Origin of the sequence: Sulfurimonas iocasae, assembly GCF_047716755.1 — a bacterium.
Lineage (GTDB): Bacteria > Campylobacterota > Campylobacteria > Campylobacterales > Sulfurimonadaceae > Sulfurimonas.
Map to the genome: position 1 here is coordinate 1,433,975 of NZ_CP180409.1, position 21,570 is coordinate 1,455,544.

The 21,570-nt window shown below is 33.3% G+C and carries 28 protein-coding genes; 11 read left to right on the top strand and 17 right to left on the bottom strand.

The features are described from left to right. Nucleotide 1: 1 nt before the first annotated feature. The 3 genes from ACLHDE_RS07160 to glmS are packed head-to-tail and all read right to left on the bottom strand — an operon-like array spanning nt 2 to nt 2,951. Nucleotides 2–1,180, bottom strand: coding sequence for a glutamate mutase L (locus ACLHDE_RS07160; RefSeq protein ID WP_415395737.1), 1,179 nt, complete (start codon nt 1,178–1,180; stop codon nt 2–4). Next, nucleotides 1,177–2,541, bottom strand: a complete 1,365-nt coding sequence (locus ACLHDE_RS07165) for a methylaspartate mutase (RefSeq protein WP_415395738.1) — start codon at nt 2,539–2,541, stop codon at nt 1,177–1,179. The genes ACLHDE_RS07160 and ACLHDE_RS07165 overlap by 4 nt, the downstream gene beginning before the upstream one ends. Then, the gene (gene glmS / locus ACLHDE_RS07170; RefSeq protein ID WP_415395739.1) at nt 2,541–2,951 is read right to left on the bottom strand and encodes a methylaspartate mutase subunit S; all 411 of its coding nucleotides are present in this window, start codon (nt 2,949–2,951) and stop codon (nt 2,541–2,543) included. The genes ACLHDE_RS07165 and glmS overlap by 1 nt, the downstream gene beginning before the upstream one ends. 189 nt (nt 2,952–3,140) lie before the next feature. Between glmS and ACLHDE_RS07175 the strand changes: the two genes are divergently transcribed. The 4 genes from ACLHDE_RS07175 (at nt 3,141) to ACLHDE_RS07190 (ending at nt 4,928) form a co-directional block, all read left to right on the top strand. Continuing rightward, the gene (locus ACLHDE_RS07175; protein ID WP_415395740.1) at nt 3,141–3,845 is read left to right on the top strand and encodes a hypothetical protein; all 705 of its coding nucleotides are present in this window, start codon (nt 3,141–3,143) and stop codon (nt 3,843–3,845) included. A 127-nt stretch (nt 3,846–3,972) separates the two neighbouring features. After that, complete coding sequence (locus ACLHDE_RS07180) at nt 3,973–4,209, top strand: CopG family transcriptional regulator (protein WP_415395741.1); 237 nt, start codon at nt 3,973–3,975, stop codon at nt 4,207–4,209. A gap of 174 nt (nt 4,210–4,383) precedes the next feature. After that, nucleotides 4,384–4,626, top strand: a complete 243-nt coding sequence (locus ACLHDE_RS07185; RefSeq protein WP_415395742.1) for an addiction module protein — start codon at nt 4,384–4,386, stop codon at nt 4,624–4,626. A gap of 2 nt (nt 4,627–4,628) precedes the next feature. Continuing rightward, nucleotides 4,629–4,928: a type II toxin-antitoxin system RelE/ParE family toxin gene (locus ACLHDE_RS07190; protein ID WP_415395743.1), complete on the top strand. Its 300-nt coding sequence runs from the start codon at nt 4,629–4,631 to the stop codon at nt 4,926–4,928. Between the two features lie 134 nt (nt 4,929–5,062). Here the strand turns inward: ACLHDE_RS07190 and ACLHDE_RS07195 are convergent, their stop codons facing one another. Further along, entirely contained in the window at nt 5,063–5,428 is a 366-nt protein-coding gene (locus ACLHDE_RS07195; protein WP_415395744.1) for a thioredoxin family protein, read from the bottom strand. A gap of 89 nt (nt 5,429–5,517) precedes the next feature. Between ACLHDE_RS07195 and rraA the strand changes: the two genes are divergently transcribed. The 4 genes from rraA to ACLHDE_RS07215 all read left to right on the top strand — a co-directional run bounded on the left by rraA (nt 5,518) and on the right by ACLHDE_RS07215 (nt 8,797). Then, a complete protein-coding gene (gene rraA, locus ACLHDE_RS07200) occupies nt 5,518–5,997 on the top strand; it encodes a ribonuclease E activity regulator RraA (protein ID WP_415395745.1) in 480 nt (159 codons plus the stop codon). Between the two features lie 17 nt (nt 5,998–6,014). Next, nucleotides 6,015–6,359 carry a hypothetical protein gene (locus ACLHDE_RS07205; protein WP_415395746.1) on the top strand — a complete coding sequence of 115 codons (345 nt, stop codon included), beginning with the start codon at nt 6,015–6,017 and terminating at the stop codon, nt 6,357–6,359. Nucleotides 6,360–6,361: 2 nt separating this feature from the next. Continuing rightward, a complete protein-coding gene (locus tag ACLHDE_RS07210; RefSeq protein ID WP_415395747.1) occupies nt 6,362–7,495 on the top strand; it encodes a TRAP transporter substrate-binding protein in 1,134 nt (377 codons plus the stop codon). A gap of 72 nt (nt 7,496–7,567) precedes the next feature. Continuing rightward, nucleotides 7,568–8,797, top strand: coding sequence for a putative glycoside hydrolase (locus ACLHDE_RS07215; RefSeq protein WP_415395748.1), 1,230 nt, complete (start codon nt 7,568–7,570; stop codon nt 8,795–8,797). On the opposite strand, the gene ACLHDE_RS07220 is transcribed toward ACLHDE_RS07215, so the two are convergent. Both ACLHDE_RS07220 and queC read right to left on the bottom strand, forming a co-directional pair. Beyond that, on the bottom strand, nt 8,787–9,455 hold the full coding sequence (locus tag ACLHDE_RS07220; protein ID WP_415395749.1) for a M48 family metallopeptidase: 669 nt from the start codon (nt 9,453–9,455) through the stop codon (nt 8,787–8,789). The two genes, ACLHDE_RS07215 and ACLHDE_RS07220, sit on opposite strands and share 11 nt — an antisense overlap. Continuing rightward, the gene (gene queC, locus ACLHDE_RS07225) at nt 9,442–10,116 is read right to left on the bottom strand and encodes a 7-cyano-7-deazaguanine synthase QueC (RefSeq protein WP_415395750.1); all 675 of its coding nucleotides are present in this window, start codon (nt 10,114–10,116) and stop codon (nt 9,442–9,444) included. Before queC ends, ACLHDE_RS07220 begins: the two co-directional genes overlap by 14 nt. An 83-nt stretch (nt 10,117–10,199) precedes the next feature. Between queC and ACLHDE_RS07230 the strand changes: the two genes are divergently transcribed. The 3 genes from ACLHDE_RS07230 (at nt 10,200) to ACLHDE_RS07240 (ending at nt 11,810) form a co-directional block, all read left to right on the top strand. Beyond that, complete coding sequence (locus ACLHDE_RS07230; protein WP_415395751.1) at nt 10,200–10,379, top strand: hypothetical protein; 180 nt, start codon at nt 10,200–10,202, stop codon at nt 10,377–10,379. 79 nt (nt 10,380–10,458) lie between these two features. After that, nucleotides 10,459–10,878 (top strand): rRNA maturation RNase YbeY, encoded by a 420-nt coding sequence (ybeY, locus tag ACLHDE_RS07235; RefSeq protein WP_415395752.1) that lies wholly within the window; start codon nt 10,459–10,461, stop codon nt 10,876–10,878. 2 nt (nt 10,879–10,880) lie between these two features. Next, the gene (locus tag ACLHDE_RS07240) at nt 10,881–11,810 is read left to right on the top strand and encodes a calcium/sodium antiporter (protein WP_415395753.1); all 930 of its coding nucleotides are present in this window, start codon (nt 10,881–10,883) and stop codon (nt 11,808–11,810) included. 6 nt (nt 11,811–11,816) lie between these two features. Here the strand turns inward: ACLHDE_RS07240 and mrdA are convergent, their stop codons facing one another. The 11 genes from mrdA to ACLHDE_RS07295 form a co-directional block, all read right to left on the bottom strand. Next, nucleotides 11,817–13,601: a penicillin-binding protein 2 gene (gene mrdA, locus ACLHDE_RS07245; RefSeq protein WP_415395754.1), complete on the bottom strand. Its 1,785-nt coding sequence runs from the start codon at nt 13,599–13,601 to the stop codon at nt 11,817–11,819. Nucleotides 13,602–14,016: 415 nt separating this feature from the next. After that, nucleotides 14,017–14,475 carry an N-acetyltransferase gene (locus ACLHDE_RS07250; RefSeq protein ID WP_415395755.1) on the bottom strand — a complete coding sequence of 153 codons (459 nt, stop codon included), beginning with the start codon at nt 14,473–14,475 and terminating at the stop codon, nt 14,017–14,019. After that, entirely contained in the window at nt 14,468–15,100 is a 633-nt protein-coding gene (gene yihA / locus ACLHDE_RS07255; RefSeq protein WP_415395756.1) for a ribosome biogenesis GTP-binding protein YihA/YsxC, read from the bottom strand. Before yihA ends, ACLHDE_RS07250 begins: the two co-directional genes overlap by 8 nt. Beyond that, a complete protein-coding gene (gene lptA, locus ACLHDE_RS07260; RefSeq protein WP_415395757.1) occupies nt 15,097–15,570 on the bottom strand; it encodes a lipopolysaccharide transport periplasmic protein LptA in 474 nt (157 codons plus the stop codon). Before lptA ends, yihA begins: the two co-directional genes overlap by 4 nt. 2 nt (nt 15,571–15,572) lie before the next feature. Further along, on the bottom strand, nt 15,573–16,094 hold the full coding sequence (gene lptC, locus ACLHDE_RS07265) for an LPS export ABC transporter periplasmic protein LptC (protein WP_415395758.1): 522 nt from the start codon (nt 16,092–16,094) through the stop codon (nt 15,573–15,575). Continuing rightward, the gene (locus tag ACLHDE_RS07270; protein WP_415395759.1) at nt 16,091–16,591 is read right to left on the bottom strand and encodes a KdsC family phosphatase; all 501 of its coding nucleotides are present in this window, start codon (nt 16,589–16,591) and stop codon (nt 16,091–16,093) included. The genes lptC and ACLHDE_RS07270 overlap by 4 nt, the downstream gene beginning before the upstream one ends. Further along, nucleotides 16,588–17,160 carry an imidazoleglycerol-phosphate dehydratase HisB gene (gene hisB, locus ACLHDE_RS07275; RefSeq protein WP_415395760.1) on the bottom strand — a complete coding sequence of 191 codons (573 nt, stop codon included), beginning with the start codon at nt 17,158–17,160 and terminating at the stop codon, nt 16,588–16,590. The genes ACLHDE_RS07270 and hisB overlap by 4 nt, the downstream gene beginning before the upstream one ends. Before the next feature lie 2 nt (nt 17,161–17,162). Further along, nucleotides 17,163–17,981, bottom strand: coding sequence for a septal ring lytic transglycosylase RlpA family protein (locus ACLHDE_RS07280; protein WP_415395761.1), 819 nt, complete (start codon nt 17,979–17,981; stop codon nt 17,163–17,165). After that, nucleotides 17,974–19,203, bottom strand: coding sequence for a LysM peptidoglycan-binding domain-containing protein (locus ACLHDE_RS07285; RefSeq protein ID WP_415395762.1), 1,230 nt, complete (start codon nt 19,201–19,203; stop codon nt 17,974–17,976). Before ACLHDE_RS07285 ends, ACLHDE_RS07280 begins: the two co-directional genes overlap by 8 nt. A 57-nt stretch (nt 19,204–19,260) precedes the next feature. After that, entirely contained in the window at nt 19,261–20,037 is a 777-nt protein-coding gene (locus ACLHDE_RS07290; protein ID WP_415395763.1) for a TatD family hydrolase, read from the bottom strand. After that, nucleotides 20,034–21,569 (bottom strand): ATPase, encoded by a 1,536-nt coding sequence (locus ACLHDE_RS07295; protein ID WP_415395764.1) that lies wholly within the window; start codon nt 21,567–21,569, stop codon nt 20,034–20,036. The genes ACLHDE_RS07290 and ACLHDE_RS07295 overlap by 4 nt, the downstream gene beginning before the upstream one ends. Nucleotide 21,570 lies beyond the last annotated feature (1 nt).

Below are 21,570 nucleotides of genomic sequence, written 5' to 3' on the forward strand. Positions count from 1 at the left end.
TTTAATTTCCTTTTGCCCCAAGAGTCCAGATATCGTAGTTAGTATCTAGGATAGTTGCTGGATTGTGGTTTGAGTTTAGTATTTTTTTGTAAAAAAACGAGATGATATCTTCAATCTCGCTAGCTGATAAAACCTTTGTAATACCACCTGTTAGCACTATAGAGTTAATAGAGAGCAGTTTTAGGTTTATATATGACTGCTTGTAATGAGACATCTTGCATAAAACAAGAAAAATAGCGAGTTGCATCAGAGTCTTGGTTGCTTTTTGACTCTGCTCTTCAAATATATTCTCTGTAACTTTTAGATGCGTTAAAAGTTCATAAGTAAACTCATTATTTTGTGCAGCGAAGATTAGAGACTCTTTTGACTTATAAACACCTAGTTTTTTAAATACCAGTCTGTCATACTCATTCTCAGTAACAATATTATCATCAACTAAATCTTTTGAGTAGTGTATATCAGTTGTTGCACCACCGATATCTATGAGAATATATGGATTTACAACTGCAAACTTCGTATGAATCATAGGAAGAGTCTTATTTACGATGTAAGGCGTTGAGTATATCTGGTTAGAAGTAATGTTGTAGAGGTTCTTAATGCCCTCTTTGCCTACAATATCAGCCTGATAAAGGTTTGTTAGGTACTCTTTGAGGTTGTCTTCAACAATATGAAGTCTATCATCAATAATATTAGGCAATACTACAAGATTTTCAATTTTTTCTTTTAATGCAGGAGCCTCTTTTTCACTGCCTACAAATACAATGTTTGAGTACTTTAACTTCTCTAAGTAACTATATAGTTTTTCACCAAATATATTTGAAGTAGAGTTAATCCCTCCAACTACTATGACTACATCAATCAAATCACTTGGAATTGAGTAATCTTCGATGTTTTGATACAAAACTGTGTCTATGATGTTTATACCAGAGTTAAAGGCTATATTTGTAGCATACTTAAGTGAGAACAGGTTTGTTACTCCTATGATTAAGGTGCTTAAGCCACCATTGGCAGAAGAACATATATATACATCACTTTTGTCATAACTATGGATAGTTTCGCCGCATTTATATGTCAGGTCATCTAAAATATCTTTGTTGAAGTCTCTTAGATGCTGCTCAATACTTGAATCGGTAGAGACTTTAAAATATGTACTTCCAACGTCTATTAATAAGTTGCTCATTGCATAATCCCTATATCATGGATAATATCATTTACGATGCTTGTAGTGTCTTTAGTTAAGTCACACTGAGCTTTTTCATAAAGAAAACAACGATCAGGAATAGGAACATTTCCTCTTTTTATGATTCGTATGTTTTTCTTTGCATCTCGTATAGTTATCATTTCGTTACGGTTAATGATGTGCGGAGAAAACGGCACATCTATGATTCCACTTTTAATAGAGTTAAAAACCTTTCTCCATAGAGTATCAGCAGGGTCGTTAAACACCGCTTCCATGATAGCATGAACTTCAAGTGTTAATATCTCTTCTTCTTCCTCATCCACTATGTTTGGCAGACCGTTTAAGATGCCAAGAGTGTACTGAGTGTTTGCAACAGTTTTTGCATTTGCTTCTTTTGTAGGTATTCCAGAGGCTTCTTCTCTTGTTTTTGTGATGATTTTATTTGCACCGACCATAGCTGCAATAACAGTAGACATATTGATAAGCTGTTCTGCAAAATCTTTGTTAGTCGGAAAAGCTCCCATCCACTGATGATAAACAAGATTTATAGTTGCATCTCCACAGTTTATTGATTCGGCATAATATTTTGAGAGTTTTCTAATTACTGCACCCATTACGATATCTTGGTTCATAGAACCTGTTTGAGAAAATGAAACAGAGAACGATTTAACGCCCTCTTCAAGTGAGAGTAGCATCTCAAGAAGCTGAATAACTATAGTGATAGCAGGAGGTACTAAAGTAGCAGTAAGAGGACCAAAAGATTCTCTGTTTATAGGCTCATTTAGTTTTGAGTAGTTTGCACAAACTCTCTCAACATATTTCCAGTACAAGAAAGCTTTATCGAGTGGAAAGTTCTTTGAGTATGGTAGAAGGTAGGTAATAGGTCCACCCTCTATCTCAAAGATACCAGATGCTATGGCTGTCTCTATAAGAAGTCTGGCATCTGGAGTACCGTGACGAAGGCTCACAGGCTTGTTGAAGTGAGTTATCATTTTTCTTGTAGTTCTGTAACCATGATTAACCAGAGGATAGCCATTTAGCATGTCAATATCATTTTCTTCACTAAGACGAAGCATCTTTTTTGCTGTTGCGTAGTCGTTTAGTCTAGTGTTTGAGTCAATAGTAAGAGGCAAAACATCAACATTTGCTTCTACAAAGAACTCATTTAGAGCAAATTGTTTCTTATACGTTGGAAAACCACCGCGAGGCTGAACAAGCATCTTGTTTTTTGTTTTAAAGTTATGAGATATAAATAGGTCTTTGCTAGCATTTCTTACAAACTCTTCAACTTCTGCAAAGTCAAAGTTATCTACATACTCATTGGAGAGGATTATTTCTCTCTCTTCTTGGAGCAAACTCATTATTTATCTCTCTCTTTTAAAAACTCTTCTAAGGTGTCAAGTCCTGTATTTAAATCAACTTGATGAAAAACTAAATCAAAGCCGTATTTTTTATACTTTGGAACAATATCTTCAGCGCTTGCACTTCCAACAACTAAGTTTCCACCAATCATCATCACAAGATTATCTAAATTTTTATATTTTGATTTTAGCAGTTTAATCTCTCTGCTCCAACCCTCAGCCTCTCCATTTAGAGAGGATATAAGGAGTATATCCGCTCCTGTTTCCACGACTGCATCAAAGAACTCTTCTAGGTAAGTATTTACACCTAAGTTAAACACCTCAAATCCTCTTGCATTTAGCGAAAGTTCTATCAATCTGTTTGCTACAACATGTATGTCGTTCCCGACTACGCCTGTTACTACTTTCATATAATTTAATACCTATTATTTTGATTTTCTAAGGATATCAAAAATCTTGTAAAAGTTTGGTTAGGTGGGTTTATAAAATATACTTGGGTTTAAGGGATATTTTAAGGTGTTGATTTAATTTGTGAGTTTCTAGTTAATTAGGGTAAAATCTTCATTTAATAAATAGTTATATGCATAAAGAAGGTAACAGTGATTAGTCCAGAAAATAGGAATCGTGTTTTAATTAAGTTTATAGATGAACAATATGTAGATTCTTTTGTTAATGAAGGGCTTCTTTTCATGAATAATATTCGTATTTTTAGAGAATACGAAAATGCAGACTTAGGATTAAGGGGTGATTCAAATGAAGGTTTAATTGCGAGTTATTTGTCAGAAAACACTACATTAGAACTCAACGGACATATTCTTGAAGATATTGTAGATAAGGTAGATTTGAGAGCAGAACATCAGGGTGACATTAATATCTATTGTATGACAATACTTAGTGATAAAGATATTCTAGATGCAGGACAAACAGGCTTATATTTATCTAGTGAGTTCTTAAAATTAGGTAATAAGGCGGTGTTTATTGGTGGTAATAATATCACTACGTTCTTTAGTAGAGTGAAAAAATCAATTGAGAGTAATTCATCCTTATATTCTGCAGAAGATGAGTTTATCGTAGGAAAAAAAATTACATATGTTGAAAGAATGGAACATCATAATAGGCTAAGTATATTCAATAAATTTTCTGAGTATTCTTGGCAATTTGAATGGAGACTTGCATTAAAACAAAAGAATGCAACAAGTCCATTGGAGCTTCGCATCGGCGACCTTTCTGATATCGTGCATATTAGTGACACTGAATCTCTCATCAAAACAGCACTTAAATTACAACAGGCAGGAGACGTATAACAAAGCTCTGCACACCAATATGAACCGCGTATGTGGTTCATATTGGTGAGTTTAAACGTTATCTGATAATACAAAAAATTGACAAATTGAATATAACTAGATATATAAATATTCAAAAGGATTATGTATGAAAACAGTTACAATGAGAGTTGACGATTCTATCTATGATATGATAAAACTTGCTGCAGAAGGACAAGGAAGAAATATTTCTAATTTCATAGAGTTTGCGACAATGCAATACCTAACTTCATCACAGTTTGTAGAAAAAGATGAAATGACTGAAATTTTAGAAGATAAAGAGCTTGTTGAAAATCTAATGAATGGATTGGAAGATTTCAAAAAAAGCGACTATACAGTTGTCTAAATATCAAATTGATGAAACTAAAACTTTCAAGAAAGTTAAAAAAAAGATAGACAACAACTTTTAAATAAACATAATGGCAACCTATTGGCTATATTCAACCGTTATGTCAGAAGAGAGAATTTATACACAACCTTGTTTGTGTTATAATACTTATTTAAAATGCAGGAGATATTTATGATACAGCTATCAATACAAGAACCAAAAATTGAAAAGTTTTTTAATAGCTCAAAAGATGAAATAATGAAAGCATTGAAGTTTATTGTTGATAATGACATACATGATTTTTCTCAAATAAATAATACTTCTGAGCTTAGTGAAGAACAAAAGAAAGAGCTTGCCTCTAGAATAAGCTCATTTCACGAAAATCGCTCTATTGGCCGAGATTGGAATGATATAAAAAGTGATTTAGAAAGATAATTTTGACTTTAAAACTACATCCTCTTGCAGAAAATGATTTAAGAATTGCACTCAACTATTACTTTGAGATAAGCCAAAAATTAGAAAAAAGATTTTTATCTCATATTGACAAACAATTTAATAATATCCTAAATTCTCCAAATTTATATCAATATGAAACTAAGACATCTCAAAAAGTTATAATGAAAAAATTTCCATACATCATAATATATGAAAAATATGAAGATATTATAATGATATTGGCTATCTTTCATACAAAACAAAATCCAAAAAAATTAATACAAAGGCATAGCAAGACCTAGTAGTAAATGCTAGATCATTACTAAAGTCAACCGTTATGCATAAGATTACATCCCTACCATTCACCCCAATGAATGAATCTCCACTTTCTTTCGCTAATATTCTTTATATGTAAGAGATATAATTATCTAAGACACTACCCAAACAGTCTAGCAAAAAGTCCTAAGTCTTTACCGAGGACTTTGTCTATGGTCTTTATGTATTTGTCTATTGCGAGTAGTCCAGCACCTGCTTTTTTTACCATCTTGTCCTCCCCTATTACAACTGTCAGAGGGACACTTTTTATCATGAATTTTGCTGAAAGTTTTGGATTTTTTTCGGTGTTTACTTTTGCTATGATTACTTTTTCATCTTTGTAGTGCTCGGCTATCTTTGGTAAGTATGTCATAAGTGTTTGACAAGGTGCACAGCTATCGCTGTAAAAGTCTATAAATACAACTGCATCTATTTTTTCTATAAAAGATGGATAAGTAGAGTCTGTTAATTCTAACACTTGTGACATTGTAAGCCTTTGTTTTTTGCAAAAAGTTTGACATACTCTAAGTAAAAATAAGGTTATAATACACTCAATAAAGATTTTTAGGAAGAAAAATGAACTTTTTTACAGCAGATATTTGTGATGAACATAGTGATAAAGCACTCGTACTTGACCCAGAGTACAAAAATTACGGTGGTGTAGATAAATGCCAAGGGGAAGTTGTAACAATTAGACTAGATAAAAACAATTCAGAGCTTGTTAAACTTCTTCGTGACGAAGATGGAAGTGGAAAAGTTGTAGTTGTAGATGTAAGAGAAGAGTATTTTGCTGTTGTTGGCGAAAACTTGATGAAATTTGCACAAAAAAATAATTACGCTGGTATAATCGTTAATGGATATATCAGGGACACATTTGCGATAAAAGATATTCCAGTGGCTCTATACGCTCTTGGTGTATGTCCTAGAAAGTACATACCAGCTATGGAGGCTGAGCGAGATGTGCATCTATCTTTTGGCGGCATCGGTTTTAAAAATGGAGACTATATCTACGCAGACACAGATGGCATAATAGTTATGCCTGAGAAAATAGTATAAAATTAAAGGAAAAAATATTGACAACTATTAAAGAAATAAATGAAGAGATGGAAAAACTATTAAATGAAACAGATGAAGATGCTATAGATGAAGTAAGAGAGAAGTATGAGCCATTTGAAAAAAATATGAACTCACTTCTAGATGCTGAGACTATAGAATCTTATTTAGAGCGCTATGAAGAGATGAACAAAGAAGATATCGCTGCTTTAAGATGCTACAACTTAGACACTACTGAAGAGTTAAGCGCTTATATAGCAGACAAAGAGATTAGCTTTGATGCTTTAAAAACAGAGACTGCTTATGCAGCTTGTGAAGCTCTAAAATTTGCTATATACGATAGCGAAGAAGATGACGACTACTAGAGATGGATCGCAGGGCCTTTTTAACAACCGCTACTACAGCCTCAGCTGCACTTGCTTTAGGCGGGTGTAACGAGAGTAATCGTCAAGCCATAGACTACTCAAAACATCCAAAAAAACATGACAATAATGTAAAACGTGTAAATATAAATAGGAATAAAAAAACTGTTATAAAACTCGCCACAAGCTGGCCGGCACACTTTCCTATTATGGGTACAGGCGTTGAAAAGTTTGCACAAAGAGTGAAGGATGTCAGTGGCGGTTCTTTGGAGATAAAACTCTACCCAAAAAACACTCTTGTCCCTGCCCTAGCTGTTTTTGATGCCTGCAGTAGCGGTCAGATAGATGCTTTTCACTCTGGACCATACTATTGGAAAGGTAAAAACTCTGCATTTTCACTCTACACTGGTATGCCCTTTGGTTTCACATCTGAAGAGACTAATTCATGGATGCTCTTTGGCGGTGGATTAGAACTTTGGCGTGAGCAGTACGCAAAGTATAATCTCTACCCTTTAATGGGCGGAAACACTAACATCCAAATGGGTGGATGGTACAGAAAACCCATAAACTCACTTGCAGATATGCAAGGCCTAAAGATGCGTATGCCAGGTCTTGGCGGTGAAGTCTTCTCAAGGATGGGAGTCAATCCTGTTTTGCTTCCTGCAGGAGAAATATATACCTCTTTAGAGCGTGGTGTTATAGATGCCACCGAATGGGTTGGTCCTGCACTTGATATTAAAATGGGGTTTTATAAAGTTGCGCCATATTACTACTCTGGATGGCATGAGCCTGGTTCTATTTTGGAAGTTACATTTAACAAGCACTCATGGAGTAAATTGGCTTTTGAACATAAATCCATCATAGAAGTAGCATCTAGTGAGATGAATTCAAATATGACTTCTGAATTTCATGCTCAAAATATAAAAGCACTTGCAAAACTTCAAGAATTAAATATAAATATATATCAATATCCTGAGGATGTCATGGTTGCCGCTAAACAGGCACTACAAGATGTTATAGCCGACCTTAGCTCTCAAAATGAAGACTTTAAAAGAGTTTATGCATCCATAGAAAGCTACCTAAAGCTATCAAAAGAATGGAGCAATGCAAGTCTGCGTTACTTTCTAAATGAGAGATAAAGTATAATCCCATTTATGTATTAGAGGCATGATATTTGCTTCTAATAAAAAACATAAATCATGGGAACATAATTGAAAAAAATACTTGCTATATCCGCTCTACTTCAAACACTACTTTTTTCTTCATTTGAAGGTACTGTAATTGATAAAAACACTCTAATGCCTATAGAAAAGGCAATAATCAGCAACTCTGTAAAAAGCGTTAAATCAGATGAAAATGGTACATTTTCTATCCAAAGTAAAGAAACTAACTATCATGTAAAAGCTTATGGATATAGACCATACACATTTACATCAGATGCTAACACCACTACTATTGGTATAGAACCTATTAAAATCAAAGCTTTGTATCTTACTTTTTGGGGTGCAAATATTTACTCCAAAACTACAAAAAGAATCTTGGATATCATTGAAAATACAGAAATAAATGCTCTTGTTGTAGATGTGAAAAATGAGTATGGCTCTACTTCGTTTAGGACTTCATTTAAGCAGGCAAACGAATATGGTGCTTACAAAGATAGAACTATTGGAAGTATAGAAAACTTTATGGAAGTTATGAAGTCTAAAAATATCTATATGATTGCTAGGTTAACCGTGTTTAAGGATGAACTTCAAGCTTCAAACAACGAAGACTATGCAATTAAAAAAGAAGATGGTACTATCTGGAGAAATCATGATGATATGGCTTGGGTAGATCCTTTCGATGAAAGAAGTCATGAATATACTATACGCATTGCAGAAGAAGCAGCAAAGGTCGGATTTGATGAGATCAATTTTGACTATATCAGGTTTCCTGCAAGGACTGGACTAAAACTAAAAAAAGAGAATACTCAGGAAAATCGCATAATAGCGATAGAGAGCTTTTTAGACTCAGCTAAAGACAGGCTTAGAAAATATGGGGTATTTATCTCAGTTGATACGTATGGAAATATTTGCTGGGAAAAAGATGATATAGGAATAGGACAGATGGTAGAATCTCTTGCAAAGCATAGCGACTATATCTCTCCGATGCTATATCCTTCAGGATTTGCAAGCGGATCATTTTACTTTGAATATCCATCAGAACACCCTTATGAGGTTATACGCAGAAGCATTAAAAACATAAAACCAATCATAGATTCTAAGCGGGTAAGACCATGGTTACAGTACTTCAAGGACTATGCACACACAAAAAAACATTATGAAAAGTTTGAAGTAAATGAGCAGATAAGAGCATCTGATGACACCAACACAAGTGGCTGGATGTTATGGTCGCCTTCTAGTAGGTACCATGAAGAGTATTTTGAAGATTCTAAAAAGTAAAGTTTTGTCTATTTTTTATATCTTTTCTGACTCTTTTAGAGTCTGCAAAGTAGTCATTAACTAAGTCATTAAATTTTTTTGAATGATTCATGTGTACCAGGTGGGCTAACTCATGTACTACTACATAGTCAATCTGCTCTTTTTCTAGTTTAACGAGTTGAGTGTTGAAAGTAATAACTCCATCTGAACTACAGCTACCCCATCTGCTTCTCATCTTCTTTAGTTTTATCTCTTTGTATTTTAAGCCCATAATTTGAGAGTAATACTCAGTTCTAGAACTTAAATAGTTTTGAGAAAATATTTTGTAAAAATCATCGTAGCATCTGAGAATATTTTTTTGGTTTGGTTGCCTAACTCTATTTAAGAGAGTTCGTAGTTGCGAAGCTTCATCTATATCTACACTGCAAACCTCTCCAAAAAGTAAAACTTCATCTTCAAGGTTTATCTGCAGGGGTGGATTTTGTTCTCTCTTAAAGAGTTGCTTTCTTATCCAACTCTCTTTTTCAAGAAGTAAGCTTTCTATGTAGGATTTAGAGACTCTTGAAGTTTTTAAAACTACTTTAGACTCTTCATTAACACTTATATAGCTGTTTTTTAAGCTTGGTTTGCAAATATGGATAACATCCAAGTCTTTAAAAATTATTTCATTCGTAGTCAATTGGATCACTAACTCCGGCTAGTTTAAATCCGTTTAGTCTAAGTCTGCAACTGTCACAGACTCCACAAGCTTTGTTTTCACTTTTGTAACAGCTCCATGTAAGATGGAGTGGAACATTTAAATCTAATGATTTTTGAACAATTTGAGACTTTTTCAGATGAACTAAAGGCATTTTAATCTCTATATTTGTCTCATCTTTTGTACCTAGATTTATTGACTGCTCCATACTCTTTATATATGACTCCCTACAATCTGGGTAACCACTGCTGTCCTCTTCAACAACACCGATGCTAATTATCTCCGCTCCCTCTTTTTCAGCTATAGCCGCTGCCATACTTAAAAATATCCCATTTCTAAAAGGCACATAAGTTACAGGAACACCCTCTTCTATGCCACCTGTTGGAACCTCTATGTTTTTGTCTGTAAGTGCAGATGCTCCAAGTTGTTTAAAAAAGTCTAAATCAAGGATATATTTTTCTTTTACTTCTAAATCTTTACATACTTCATTAAAGCATTCTAGTTCTTTTTTTTGTGTTCTTTGATCGTAGTTAAAGTGCAGAGCTATTATCTCATAGCCAATATTTTTCATCATGTATGCGCTAAGAGTTGAGTCCATACCACCACTCATAACACACAATGCTTTTTTCGTTTGTTTATCCATGAGAGAATTTTAGCATATATTTTTAATAAAGATTAAAACAAATTAGGTATATAATAGGCAAATAAGCACATAAAGGAGATATTATGGATGTATCATCTTCATCAGGAAGCGGTTCAGTTTCCGCTCAAGTAGAAGTTATGAAAAAAGCTACAGAGGTCCAAGAACAACAAATCTTAAAGGTCCTTGATAGCGCGAATGAGCAATCTAGAGAAGTGACTGCTCAGAAAACGGGCGTGGGAAAAAACATAAATATAACAGGTTAGTCTCCTTCGCAAACTAAAAGCAGATATTTTTTTATATCTGCTTTTATAAAATATAAGCCTCATTAGATATAATTCACTCATGATTGAACTAGATAACAGAACCCCTATCAATGTAGACGAGCATTTTTTAGAAAAAATAGCATCAACACTCACAAACAAAGAGATAGAATTAATAATTACAAGCAAAGCTGAAATAAAAGAGATTAATAAAGAGCATAGGAATATAGACGCTCCAACAGATGTTTTAAGCTTCCCATATGAGGATATGCCGATGAGTCCATTAGGAAGCATAGTTATATCTTCTGGACATGTTGAAGAAATGTCTAAGGAATTAGGACATACTCAGGATGATGAATTAACCCTGCTCTTTATTCACGGATTACTGCATCTATTAGGATTTGACCACGAGGTTGATGATGGAGAGATGAGAGAAGAAGAGGCAAAACTCATAGAAAAGTTTAACTTACCTAAGAGTTTAATAATAAGAACACAAGGATAATAATGGATTTTATAATTTTTATAGCTGCAATGTCAGCGCTGATTTTTGGAGCAGATTTTATAATTAGAGAGTCTGAAAGAATAGCTCTTCATTTTAACATATCTCATTTTGTAATCGGGGCAACACTTGTTGCTTTTGGTACGTCTTTACCTGAAATGGCTGCATCTATGATGGCTGCAGGACAAGGGAAAAGTGACATGGCAGTTGCGAATGTTGTTGGAAGTGTTATTTTTAACATCACCTTAGTGCTTGGTGCAGTATTTTTCATAAGTAAAAAAATGCATCCAAAAAGAAATCTTTTCGCACTAGATAGTGCTTGGGTAATTATTCCACTTGTTATCTTTTTTATAATGGTACAAGACGGTGTTATAGATAGAGTAGACGGTCTTTTATACCTGCTACTAATGGTCTCATATCTAGTATTTCTTTTCAGCGATTCTAAAGATGATTTAGGCGGAGAAGTAGATGATGAACTTATTAAAGAGAAATTCAAGTGGGGTAAAACAATTTTACTTCTTACTATTGGATTTGCTTTAACCATAGGTGGTGCAAACTTTGTTGTAGAGAGTGGTACAAACATAGCGAGAGTTTTTGGTGTTAGTGAGTGGATTATTGGTATCTTTCTTATCTCTCTTGGAACATCCCTTCCTGAGCTTGTTGTTTCTCTTGTGGCTATAAAAAAAGGAAACGCAGAGATGAGTATAGGAAATATCATCGGATCAAACGTTGCAAACTTCTCTATGGTTTTAGGGGCTGCTTCTCTTGTAAATCCACTTACTGTTGATTTACTTGCTACAAAATTTGATATGTTTATTATGATAGCAGCATCTATCGCACTTGTGTTTATTCTTGCAAATAAACTCTACAACAAAGCTGGAGCAATCTTTTTATTGATTATTCTAGCTCTTTTTATTAAAAACGCTGTTGTTTAGTTAAAACTACTTCTTGATATACTTAAGCTCTAAGAGCTTGTTGTATATCTTTGAAACAATTTCACCAGCCGCAGATCCACCGTGTCCCCCATGCTCAACCATAACCATAACAACATACTGAGGATCTTTATATGGACCATAAGATGTAAACCATGCATGAGAACGGCTATAGTATGCCATCTCATGCTCTAGCTCTCTAGTTTCGATGTCTTGCATGATTCCAACCACTTGAGCTGTTCCTGTTTTTCCTGCTATTGTTACTTTAGAGTTAACATATTGAGTCGCTGTACCTTTTGGATAGTTACAAACTTCATACATAGCTTTTTGAATAAGAGGAAGTTTTTTTAACTCATCTTTGTTTAGCACATCTTTTGCTAAAGGCTTGTAAGGTTTGTTGCCTATAAGTTTAGCAAGGTGAGGAGTAGGAAGTTTTGAAGTAGCAATAAGTGCTGTAAACTGAGCAATTTGCATTGGGGTAACTAAAAAATCACCTTGACCGATTGAAGTATTTACAGTCTCCCCTATAAACCAAGGTCTATTGTATTTTTTTCTTTTCCATTTACGAGATGGAACAACACCAATAAACTCATTAGGTAGGTCAACACCAGTTTTTTTCCCAAGGCCATATCTCATAAGACCTTCGCTCATCTTCTTTATACCTACTTGCAAACTACCTTTGTAAAAGAAGTCATCACAACTCTCCCTGATAGCTTTTACTATACCTGTTTTCCTATGTCCATTATCCTTCCAGCATCTAAATACACGTTTACCAAGAGGCATAGAAGATCTACAATCAACAGTCCAAAATTCATCTATATCTGTTGTGATATAAAGTAAACCCAAACCTGGTTTTATGGAAGATCCAGGAGGATAAAGACCGTTAACAAGCTTGTTTGTAAATGGCTTATCGAGGCTGTTTGATAGTTTATCCCAGACTTTGTGAGAGATACCCGATACAAAAGTGTTTAAACTATATTCTGGAAAACTACTAGCAGAAAGAATAGCCCCATCAACATTCATTACAATTACTGCACCGGCTTTTTTATCAAACAGTGATGATACATACTTTTGAAACTCAATATCTAGGTTTAAAGTAAGTTTTCTATCTTCATCAGCGCTTACGTTTGATAACTCTTCTATTTCCTGGTTATTAGCATTTACTTTTATCTCTCTTTGGCCTGCTTCACCTTGAAGATATGTGTTATAGTACTTCTCTATGCCTGATTTACCTGTATATCCGATTAGCTCTAGTAGTTTGTCATCTTTAATATCTTTTATATTTGCACGAGATACATAACCAATGGCGTGTGCACCAATTTCCCCATATGGGTAGTATCTCTTAGGAGCTGGGACAATATTTACATTTTCTCTTAGGCTAAGAACGGAGTAAACCGGCATTATATCCTCATAGGAGATAAAGTGTACAACATCTATATAGTTATGATAGTAGTATGAATCTTTTTTTATATAGTTTTTAACAAGCTTCTCTTTTTTTAAATTAGGAAGAAGCTTTACTATATTGTCTATCTCTTCAGTAAACTTATCAATACTTTTTTCTAATCTCAGATGCGGGCGAAGCTGTATTTTAAAGCCAAGTTTATTTATTGCAATAGGTCTGTTGTTTCTATCTACTATCTCACCTCTTACTGGTGTTATTTGCTCAATTTTAATAGTGTTAGAATGAGAAAGTCTTTTATAATAAGTGTTTGATTCAACTGCAAGAAAAAAAACTCTTACAACAAGGGTCAACCAAGTAATAATAAACAGAGCAAGAATAAACTTAATTTTCACAATATACTCACTATAAAGAACTCAATTACCATATAGTATATTATATAGTAATTAACACTTGGCATTGGAAGTAAAAATATATTCGATAGAATAGATAGAAATAGATAAAAGCCAACATATGAAAGTAATACATACGATGCTTTAATGCAAGAAGCACAACCAAAATTTTTCTTTAATCTAGGTATAACAAACTTATAAATCAGACCGAGGTAAATAATAGAACTAAAGAGTGGATAGCCCATTTGAGATTCAAAAATGACTAAACAAAAAGCTATTAAAAAAATAGCAAGACTATCTTCTCTTTTTAGTGCATCTACAAAAAGTACAAAAAGTACGGCAAAGAGAGGTGGTAAAAATAAATAGATGCTGCTTAGACTTTCATATGCTATAAATAATAGCACATATATGAAAGGTACTAAAGAGTTTTGATTAGAGATACTTCGTTGCATACTGGGAAATGTTTACATTTAATACAATCGGCCCAAATCTTATGTTCAGGGAGGGACTCTTTTGAGATTTCAACGAAACCTAATCTTTCAAAGAAAGGTTGTCTATATGTTAGACATAGAACTTTTTGTAGTCCTAAACCAACAGCTTCATCAAGGCAAGTTTTAACAAGATTTTCACCTATTTTTTGTCCTCTAAAGCCTTCTTTTACTATTAACGATCTGATTTCTGCTAGATATTCTGTATGAATATGTAAAGCACAAAAACCTATCAGTTCATTGTCTTTTAAACATAGAGTATAAGACCTTATATTAGTAGCAACTTCATCATTACTTCTGTTTAATATAATTCCTGATTCTATCTCAGGCAAAACAAGCTCTTGCATCTTTTTTATGTCGCTAAGCTTTGCTTTTTGATAATTAATCATTAGCTTCCTCTTGTTCTGAATCATATTCATGCAAAATATCGTGAATAACTTTAATGGCTTTTTGCATTCCTTTTTTCTTGGAGCTAGAGACCATCATAGCATCTGGAAATCTTTTTCTCAGCGCATTTTGCTCTTTTTGGTTTAATTTGTCTATCTTTGTGAAGATTTGAAGTATATATTGATTTTCACTGCAATTATCAAATAAAAATTCACTTACGGAAGTATCTATATCAAGATCAGGATGTCTGCAATCAATAAGATGAATAAAAAGCTTTATTTGCTCTCTTTGAGAGATATAATCAGTTAAATTTTTCTCCCAATCATATTTTATTGACTTTGAAACCTTCGCATAACCAAAGCCAGGCAAATCTACAAATTTTGCAATACTTTTTTGAGAATTTTCTCTATCTATAAAAGTAACATCAAAATAGTTAATAAGTCTTGTTTTACCAGGTGTAGAAGAAACTTTAGCTAGGCCTTTATGATTTGTAAGTGCATTTAAAAGAGAACTTTTACCAACATTAGAACGCGCCATAAAAACAACTTCATTTTGTTCATCTGTTTCAGGTGCACCACTTATATTTGGTGCAGATGTAATAAACTTTGCATCTACGATTTCAATCATTTTTCTTCCTTCTCATCTGGCATCTTAAAGATCATTATAACAGGCTCTTTTGTAGCCCCTCTTGCGTATGCTTTACCTTCAATGGTCTTTAGCACAACTTCGTCACCTATAATCTCTTTTTTCTCATCTATCTGTTTTAAATGAACATCTCTGAAGAAGTGATACTCTTTGATAATAGGCATATAGATAACTTTTCCTGCTACACCCTGATAAAGAGAACCTTTTTTAGTCTCTATATTAAATGAAACATCACCCTCTGCTATATACTTAGTAGGTTGATGCTCAGCATCTGCATATACGGTTACTTTTGTTGCATTAAGCTCATCATTACCCTTGATGATGTTAACTTTTCCTTGAAATACAGAAACTCCTGTTTTTTCATCTGCATCAAATTGATTTGCTTTTATCCTTAACTCCTGCGATATTAAAGCCGATGCTAAAAATATTGTCATAATTGTTAAAAATTTCATAATTATCTCTCTTGTATTTGGTATTTTGCTACTACGTTTTTAGATTCCACTCTATTGAGACGGTTATCATAAATAACTGAAGTACCTACAACTATATTATCGCCTCTGTACATAACGTAGTCTTTATTCGTATGTGCAATTGCACTTTTCTTATTGTAAGTAGCTTCGTCTGATTCAAAAATTAGACCATCTTCTCTATTGTAAATTACATTGCCTTTTAAATCTATGATATCTTCCTTATCCATATATAATCCATTATCAGCTCTCATATTAGCAATAAATTCTTTAGAATTATCTGTATAATCTATGTTGTCAACTTTGTAGCGATTGCTATATCTAGTTGCTTTGGAGCCCTTCATAAGGGTTATCAAGCCCTTTTGGCTTAATTCATGAAGAGTAAAAGTTTCAAGCTGGAAAAGTGGAACATCAACAAACTTTCTTTGCTTGATATCTAATGGTTTAAAGCCAATAAATATCATCAAAAGGCCGAATGAAATAGCGATAAAAAATATATTTATATTCAATCTATCATCCAAACTTTCATAAACTCTTCTCTTTGATCATTTTCATCAACCAAAGTATCTATCATCTCTCTAACAGCACCATCACCGCCATTATTAGTTAAAACCTTGTTTACTATCTCTTTAATCTCTTTTACACCATCATTGGGTGTAAAACTTTTACCAACTAGACTTAACATGTTGTAGTCATTTAAATCATCTCCAATAGCCCCAACTTCATAAAAGTTAAGACCAAGTAACTCAACCAGCTCTTTTAGGACTCTATCTTTATCTCTTATTCCCTGATGAATATGCTGAATGCCAAGTTCTTGGGCTCTTCTTTGAACTATTTTAGAGTTTCTTCCAGTTATGATAGCAACTTGATTACCCATTTTTATCCACGATGAAATACCAAGACCATCTTTTACATTAAAGCTCTTACTTTCTATTGCTTCTGCCGAATATATTAATTTTCCATCAGTTAAACAGCCATCAACATCCAAAATAATCAACTTAATCATAAAACATCTTTAGTGCTAGGGATACCAACTCTTTCATTCTTTGTAGTTGCACGACGTATAGCAACAGCTAGAGCTTTAAACGAAGCTTCAATAATATGATGCTTATTTCTTCCTCTAAGAGCTATAATATGCGTACTTATTCTTGCATTCAGCACTAAGGCTCTAAAGAATTCCTCAACAAGTTCAGTATCAAAATTACCGACCTTGCCAGCTACATCAGACTCGTAAACCAAAAATGGTCTATTGCTTAAGTCTAAGTCACAAGAGACGCATGCTTCATCCATTACAATATTAGCACTACCAAATCTTTCCATGTTCTCTACAGGATATATAGCATCTGCTATTAAAGATCCAAGAACAATTCCAACATCTTCTACGCTGTGGTGATCATCTATATGAGTATCTCCAACACATTTTATGTTCATATCAATAAGTGAGTGTTTAGAGAAGCTCTCAAGCATATGATCTAAAAAGCCAACACCTGTATCTATTTTACTCCCGCCTTTTCCATATAACTCTAATGAAATTGTAATATCTGTTTCTTTTGTTTTTCTGCTTTTACTAATCATATTTAATCCTCTCTTACTATAAATGCATTCTCAAAATGCCCTTGTGCTTTGTAATCTCTTGCTTCTTGCTCACTTTTAAAGCCTTTTAACCAGACTTTAAATATTCTACCATCTTTATTTTCCATATCTTTTATAATTGTTTTATATCCATCTATATTGTCATTATCTTCTTGTACTTTTAAAGCACCTTCAACTTTTGAAAAAGAGGCTATTTGCAAAGCAAATCCATCTACAGGTGCTATCTGAGGTGATTTTTTCAACTCTTTTTTTGTTGGAATTTTCTTTTTTCCTTTTGACTCAAAACCTAAAATTTCTATGTTTACACGTGCTGTTCCAGTTCCAATCATGTTTATTTTACTAGCGGCTGATTTTGATAAATCTATAATTCTGGTATCTATAAAAGGTCCTCTATCATTAATTCTAACAACAGTACTCATGTCATTATCAATATTTGTAACCTTTACAATAGTGTTCATTGGCAGCGTTTTATGTGCAGCTGTCATATCATACATATTATATATTTCACCGTTAGAAGTATGTTTTCCATGAAAATCAGGACCATACCAACTAGCTCTACCATCGAACTCATCGCCAACACTTACAACCGTTGGATAATATCTTATACCTCTAATAACATAAGGTCTCATAGTAGGATGTGAGTATGTTTTATTATCCATAACAGAGCTATGAGCATTTTTATCATCTGAATAAGATTTAGGTGGAGAGTATTTATCTCCATTATAAACACGCTTACCTCTAGTACTACATGCAGTAAAAAATAGTATAAATAAAATTAACAGTACAGATATTAGTCTATTCATTTATTTTTAACCTGTCCCCTATTCTGATTAAACTGCCTCGAAGATGATTTTGTAGTTTAAGGTTTTGAACACTAACCTTATAAGCTTTAGAGATAGATTCTAAAGTATCTCCTTTTTTAACCATATAGTAGTGTCTCGTATCAATTTTTTTAGATTTTATTCTACTATCTATCGGGATAATAAGTCTTTGTCTTAAGCTTAAGCGATAATTTTTAAGTTTATTAAAATCTTTAATAACTCTATATGAAACACCATATCTTTTTCCAATTTTAGATAAGTTATCACCGCTTTTAACTACATGAACCTTATATATGTTTTTCATAGGCTCTGGAGTATATTTACGTTTAAACTCATTTAGTTTTATATACGGAATATAGACATCATAGCCTTTTGCATATGGAGGCACAAAGTCATATTTTAAATGTCTATTTAGTTTTTTTAACTCTATTAGTGGAATACCTATCATTTTTGATAGTCTTCTTATTGAATCACCGCTTGATAGCCGTACAGTTGAAATTGAGTAAGCATTTGCACGATTTAAAAGATGTTCATACTCACTATGCATTAAAAACTGCTCATCTTGACCAATCATAGCAAGTGCAACAATTTTTCTTATGTAAAACCTGCTCTCTCTTGGAATATACTTCTTTTTTGGGTCAAGCAATATTGATAGTTCATCACTGCCAGCTTTTCTTATAGCATTATTTAATCTACCACCACCACAGTTATAAGCTATAGCAGCTAAGTACCACTTACCAAATCTTTTATGTAACTGTGAGAGGTATTTTGCTGCTGCTTCAGTTGACTTAATAAGATCACGTCTCTCATCAACATACTCATCAATTTTTAGTCCATAAATTTTTCCTGTTGCTGGCATAAACTGCCATAACCCAGATGCTCTTTTTTTTGAATAAGCTCTAGTTGAGAAGTTAGACTCTGCCATAGCAAGATATAAAAATTCTGGAGGAATGCCATGTTTTGCCAAGATACTTTTTATAGCCGGAATAAAAGTATATGCCTCATCCATAGCTTTAAAGAAGTATTTATTCTTTTTAATTGTAGACTTTTTAGTCTTCATTTGATTCATTATTGGGTCATAAAGAAAAGAAGCCTCAATGTCAAATGACTCCAAAAGAGCCACTTCCTTGTTGTGATTGAAAACATATGTTAAATTAGCACTAAGCAGGATTGGTAAAAAAAGTAGAAGAAAATATTTTATCATTCAATAACTCTAATTTTAAATTTTAAAGTCTAGATTTTACCCAAAAAAACATTAATATCAGCGTAAAGAAAAGAGTTTTTGAGCATTTTGTGTAGTTGTGTCCTTAATATTTTTAAGTGGAATATCCAAAAGTTCAGATATTTTTTGTGCTACAAAAGTAGTATAAAAAGGTTCATTTCTCTCCCCACGATGTGGTGTTGGAGTTAGATATGGTCCATCTGTTTCTATAAGAAGTTTATCTTGAGGTATTTTTTCTAAAACATTGACTAATTTCTTTGCATTTTTAAAGGTCAATACACCTCCTATACCAAAATAAAAACCCTCTTTTGCTAAAGATAAAAGTTCTTCATCAGCATTATAACAGTGCAAAACTCCGCCAACTTCCTTAGCATCTGAGGCTTCTAGTATTTCTTTTGAATCTCTAGAGGCATCTCTAATATGAACAATAAGAGGCTTTTTATATTTTTTAGCAAGCTCTATTTGCGCTCTAAAGACTTCTTTTTGACGCTCTTTTTCTTTTAGTTTATCCTCATCACTACCTTCAAGTCTAAAATAGTCTAGTCCACATTCTCCAATAGCTACACACTTATCGTGTTTTACATATTTATCAAAGTCAAGTGCGTCAAATGACTCTATATCATAAGGATGCACGCCTACTGCAAAATAGACATCACTATTTGCTTCAACTATTTCCAAAGCTCTCTCTAGCGTATCTGGATGAGCACCAGGTATAATAAATCTCTTCACACCACCCTCTCTCGCTCTATCCAAGACTTCATCCAAGTCATCGTTATATCTAGAATCATCTAGATGAATATGTGTGTCTATTATCATCTGCTTGCCTCCAACAGCTCTTTTGCAAAACTTTTAGCCTCATTCGAAACGCTATCACCGCTTATTATCCTAGCTATTTCATCTATCCTATCATCAAAACTAAGCTCTTTAACCATAGACTCATCTTCATTTTTATGCACTAAGAAGTGCTGCTCACCCATAGATGTAAGCTGTGGCTGATGAGAAATCACAAAGATTTGAAAATGTTTAGATAATTGTCTTAAAACCTTTGCAACACTCATAGATTCCTCACCACTGAGATTTGCATCTATCTCATCAAGCATCAATACACCGCCATTTTGGCTCATAAACTCAGACTTTAAGGCTAGAATTGCAAGACGAAGTCTATTAAACTCTCCAGTACTTACTTTATTTAATTGAGTATGATTCAAATTAATTAATATCTCATCTTTTCCATAACTATTAAGCGCTATCTCTTGCATAGATACTTGAGCATCTCTTAGATATAAATCCTTCAAATATCTGTTTAAATCATCAGTAAATGTTGAAAGCTCTAATCTTCTTAGTTTTGTTAGAGAATCAGAAAGTTTTTGTACTTCTTTACTTAAAATAGCCTCTTTTTTAACTAGTTCATCTTTTGTTATCTCAATATTTTCATACTTTGTGAGTTCGATAATTTTTTGCTCTTTATACGCTAGAGCTTCTTCTATGCTTCCATATCTTCTCTTAAGAGAGCTAAGCTCTTCTATACGGTTTAAAACCTCTTCTATATCTACATCTTCAAGTGCATTAAACTTTGCTTCCGCACTATCAAAAAGCGCTCTTAACTCATTCATGCTGTCATCAAAAAACGAACTCTGTGCATCTAGAGCATCTAAGGCAGTGTTTACGAAGTGTTCACTATCAAAAATAACATTTGCCAAAGATATAGTCTCCAAAACTTTCTCTTTACGAGAAAGCTCTTTTTTTATCTCTAGCAACTCTTCATCTTCGGATACTTTAGGGTCTATCTCTTGAATCTTATTTATCTCAAAAGTTGCAAATTCTTTAAGTTCTACTATTTTACGTTCTTCTTCTTCGATTTTATCAAGTTCTATTTTTACTTTTTTATGTTCTACAAATGACTTTTCATACTCATATTTGAGACTGTAAATATCTGTAGATTTATTTTGGATTCTTGTATCTATGATTGAGATTAAGTTTTCATTTTCAAAGTCACTAAAATCTTTTAAACTTAAGTGTTTAAGGTAGTTTGAAGAGAGTTCAGAAATAGCTTTTCTAGAAACACTTTGATTGTTTATGAAGTATCTTGATTTCTCTTTTTTTATGTGTTTAAATATATTTATATCATCATTATCGATACCAGTCTCACTCGAATCCAACTCCCATGTAACACTAGATTCACATAAAGATGCTTCACAAGAGTCTGTACCCAAAGATGAGAGTATCGCCTTCATAAGTATAGATTTACCGCTACCACTTGGACCTGTAAAAACCACTAACCCAGCAGTTGGATTTAACTCTATTTCTCTAAAACTAAGATAATCTTTAAGATAAAATCTTTCTATCATC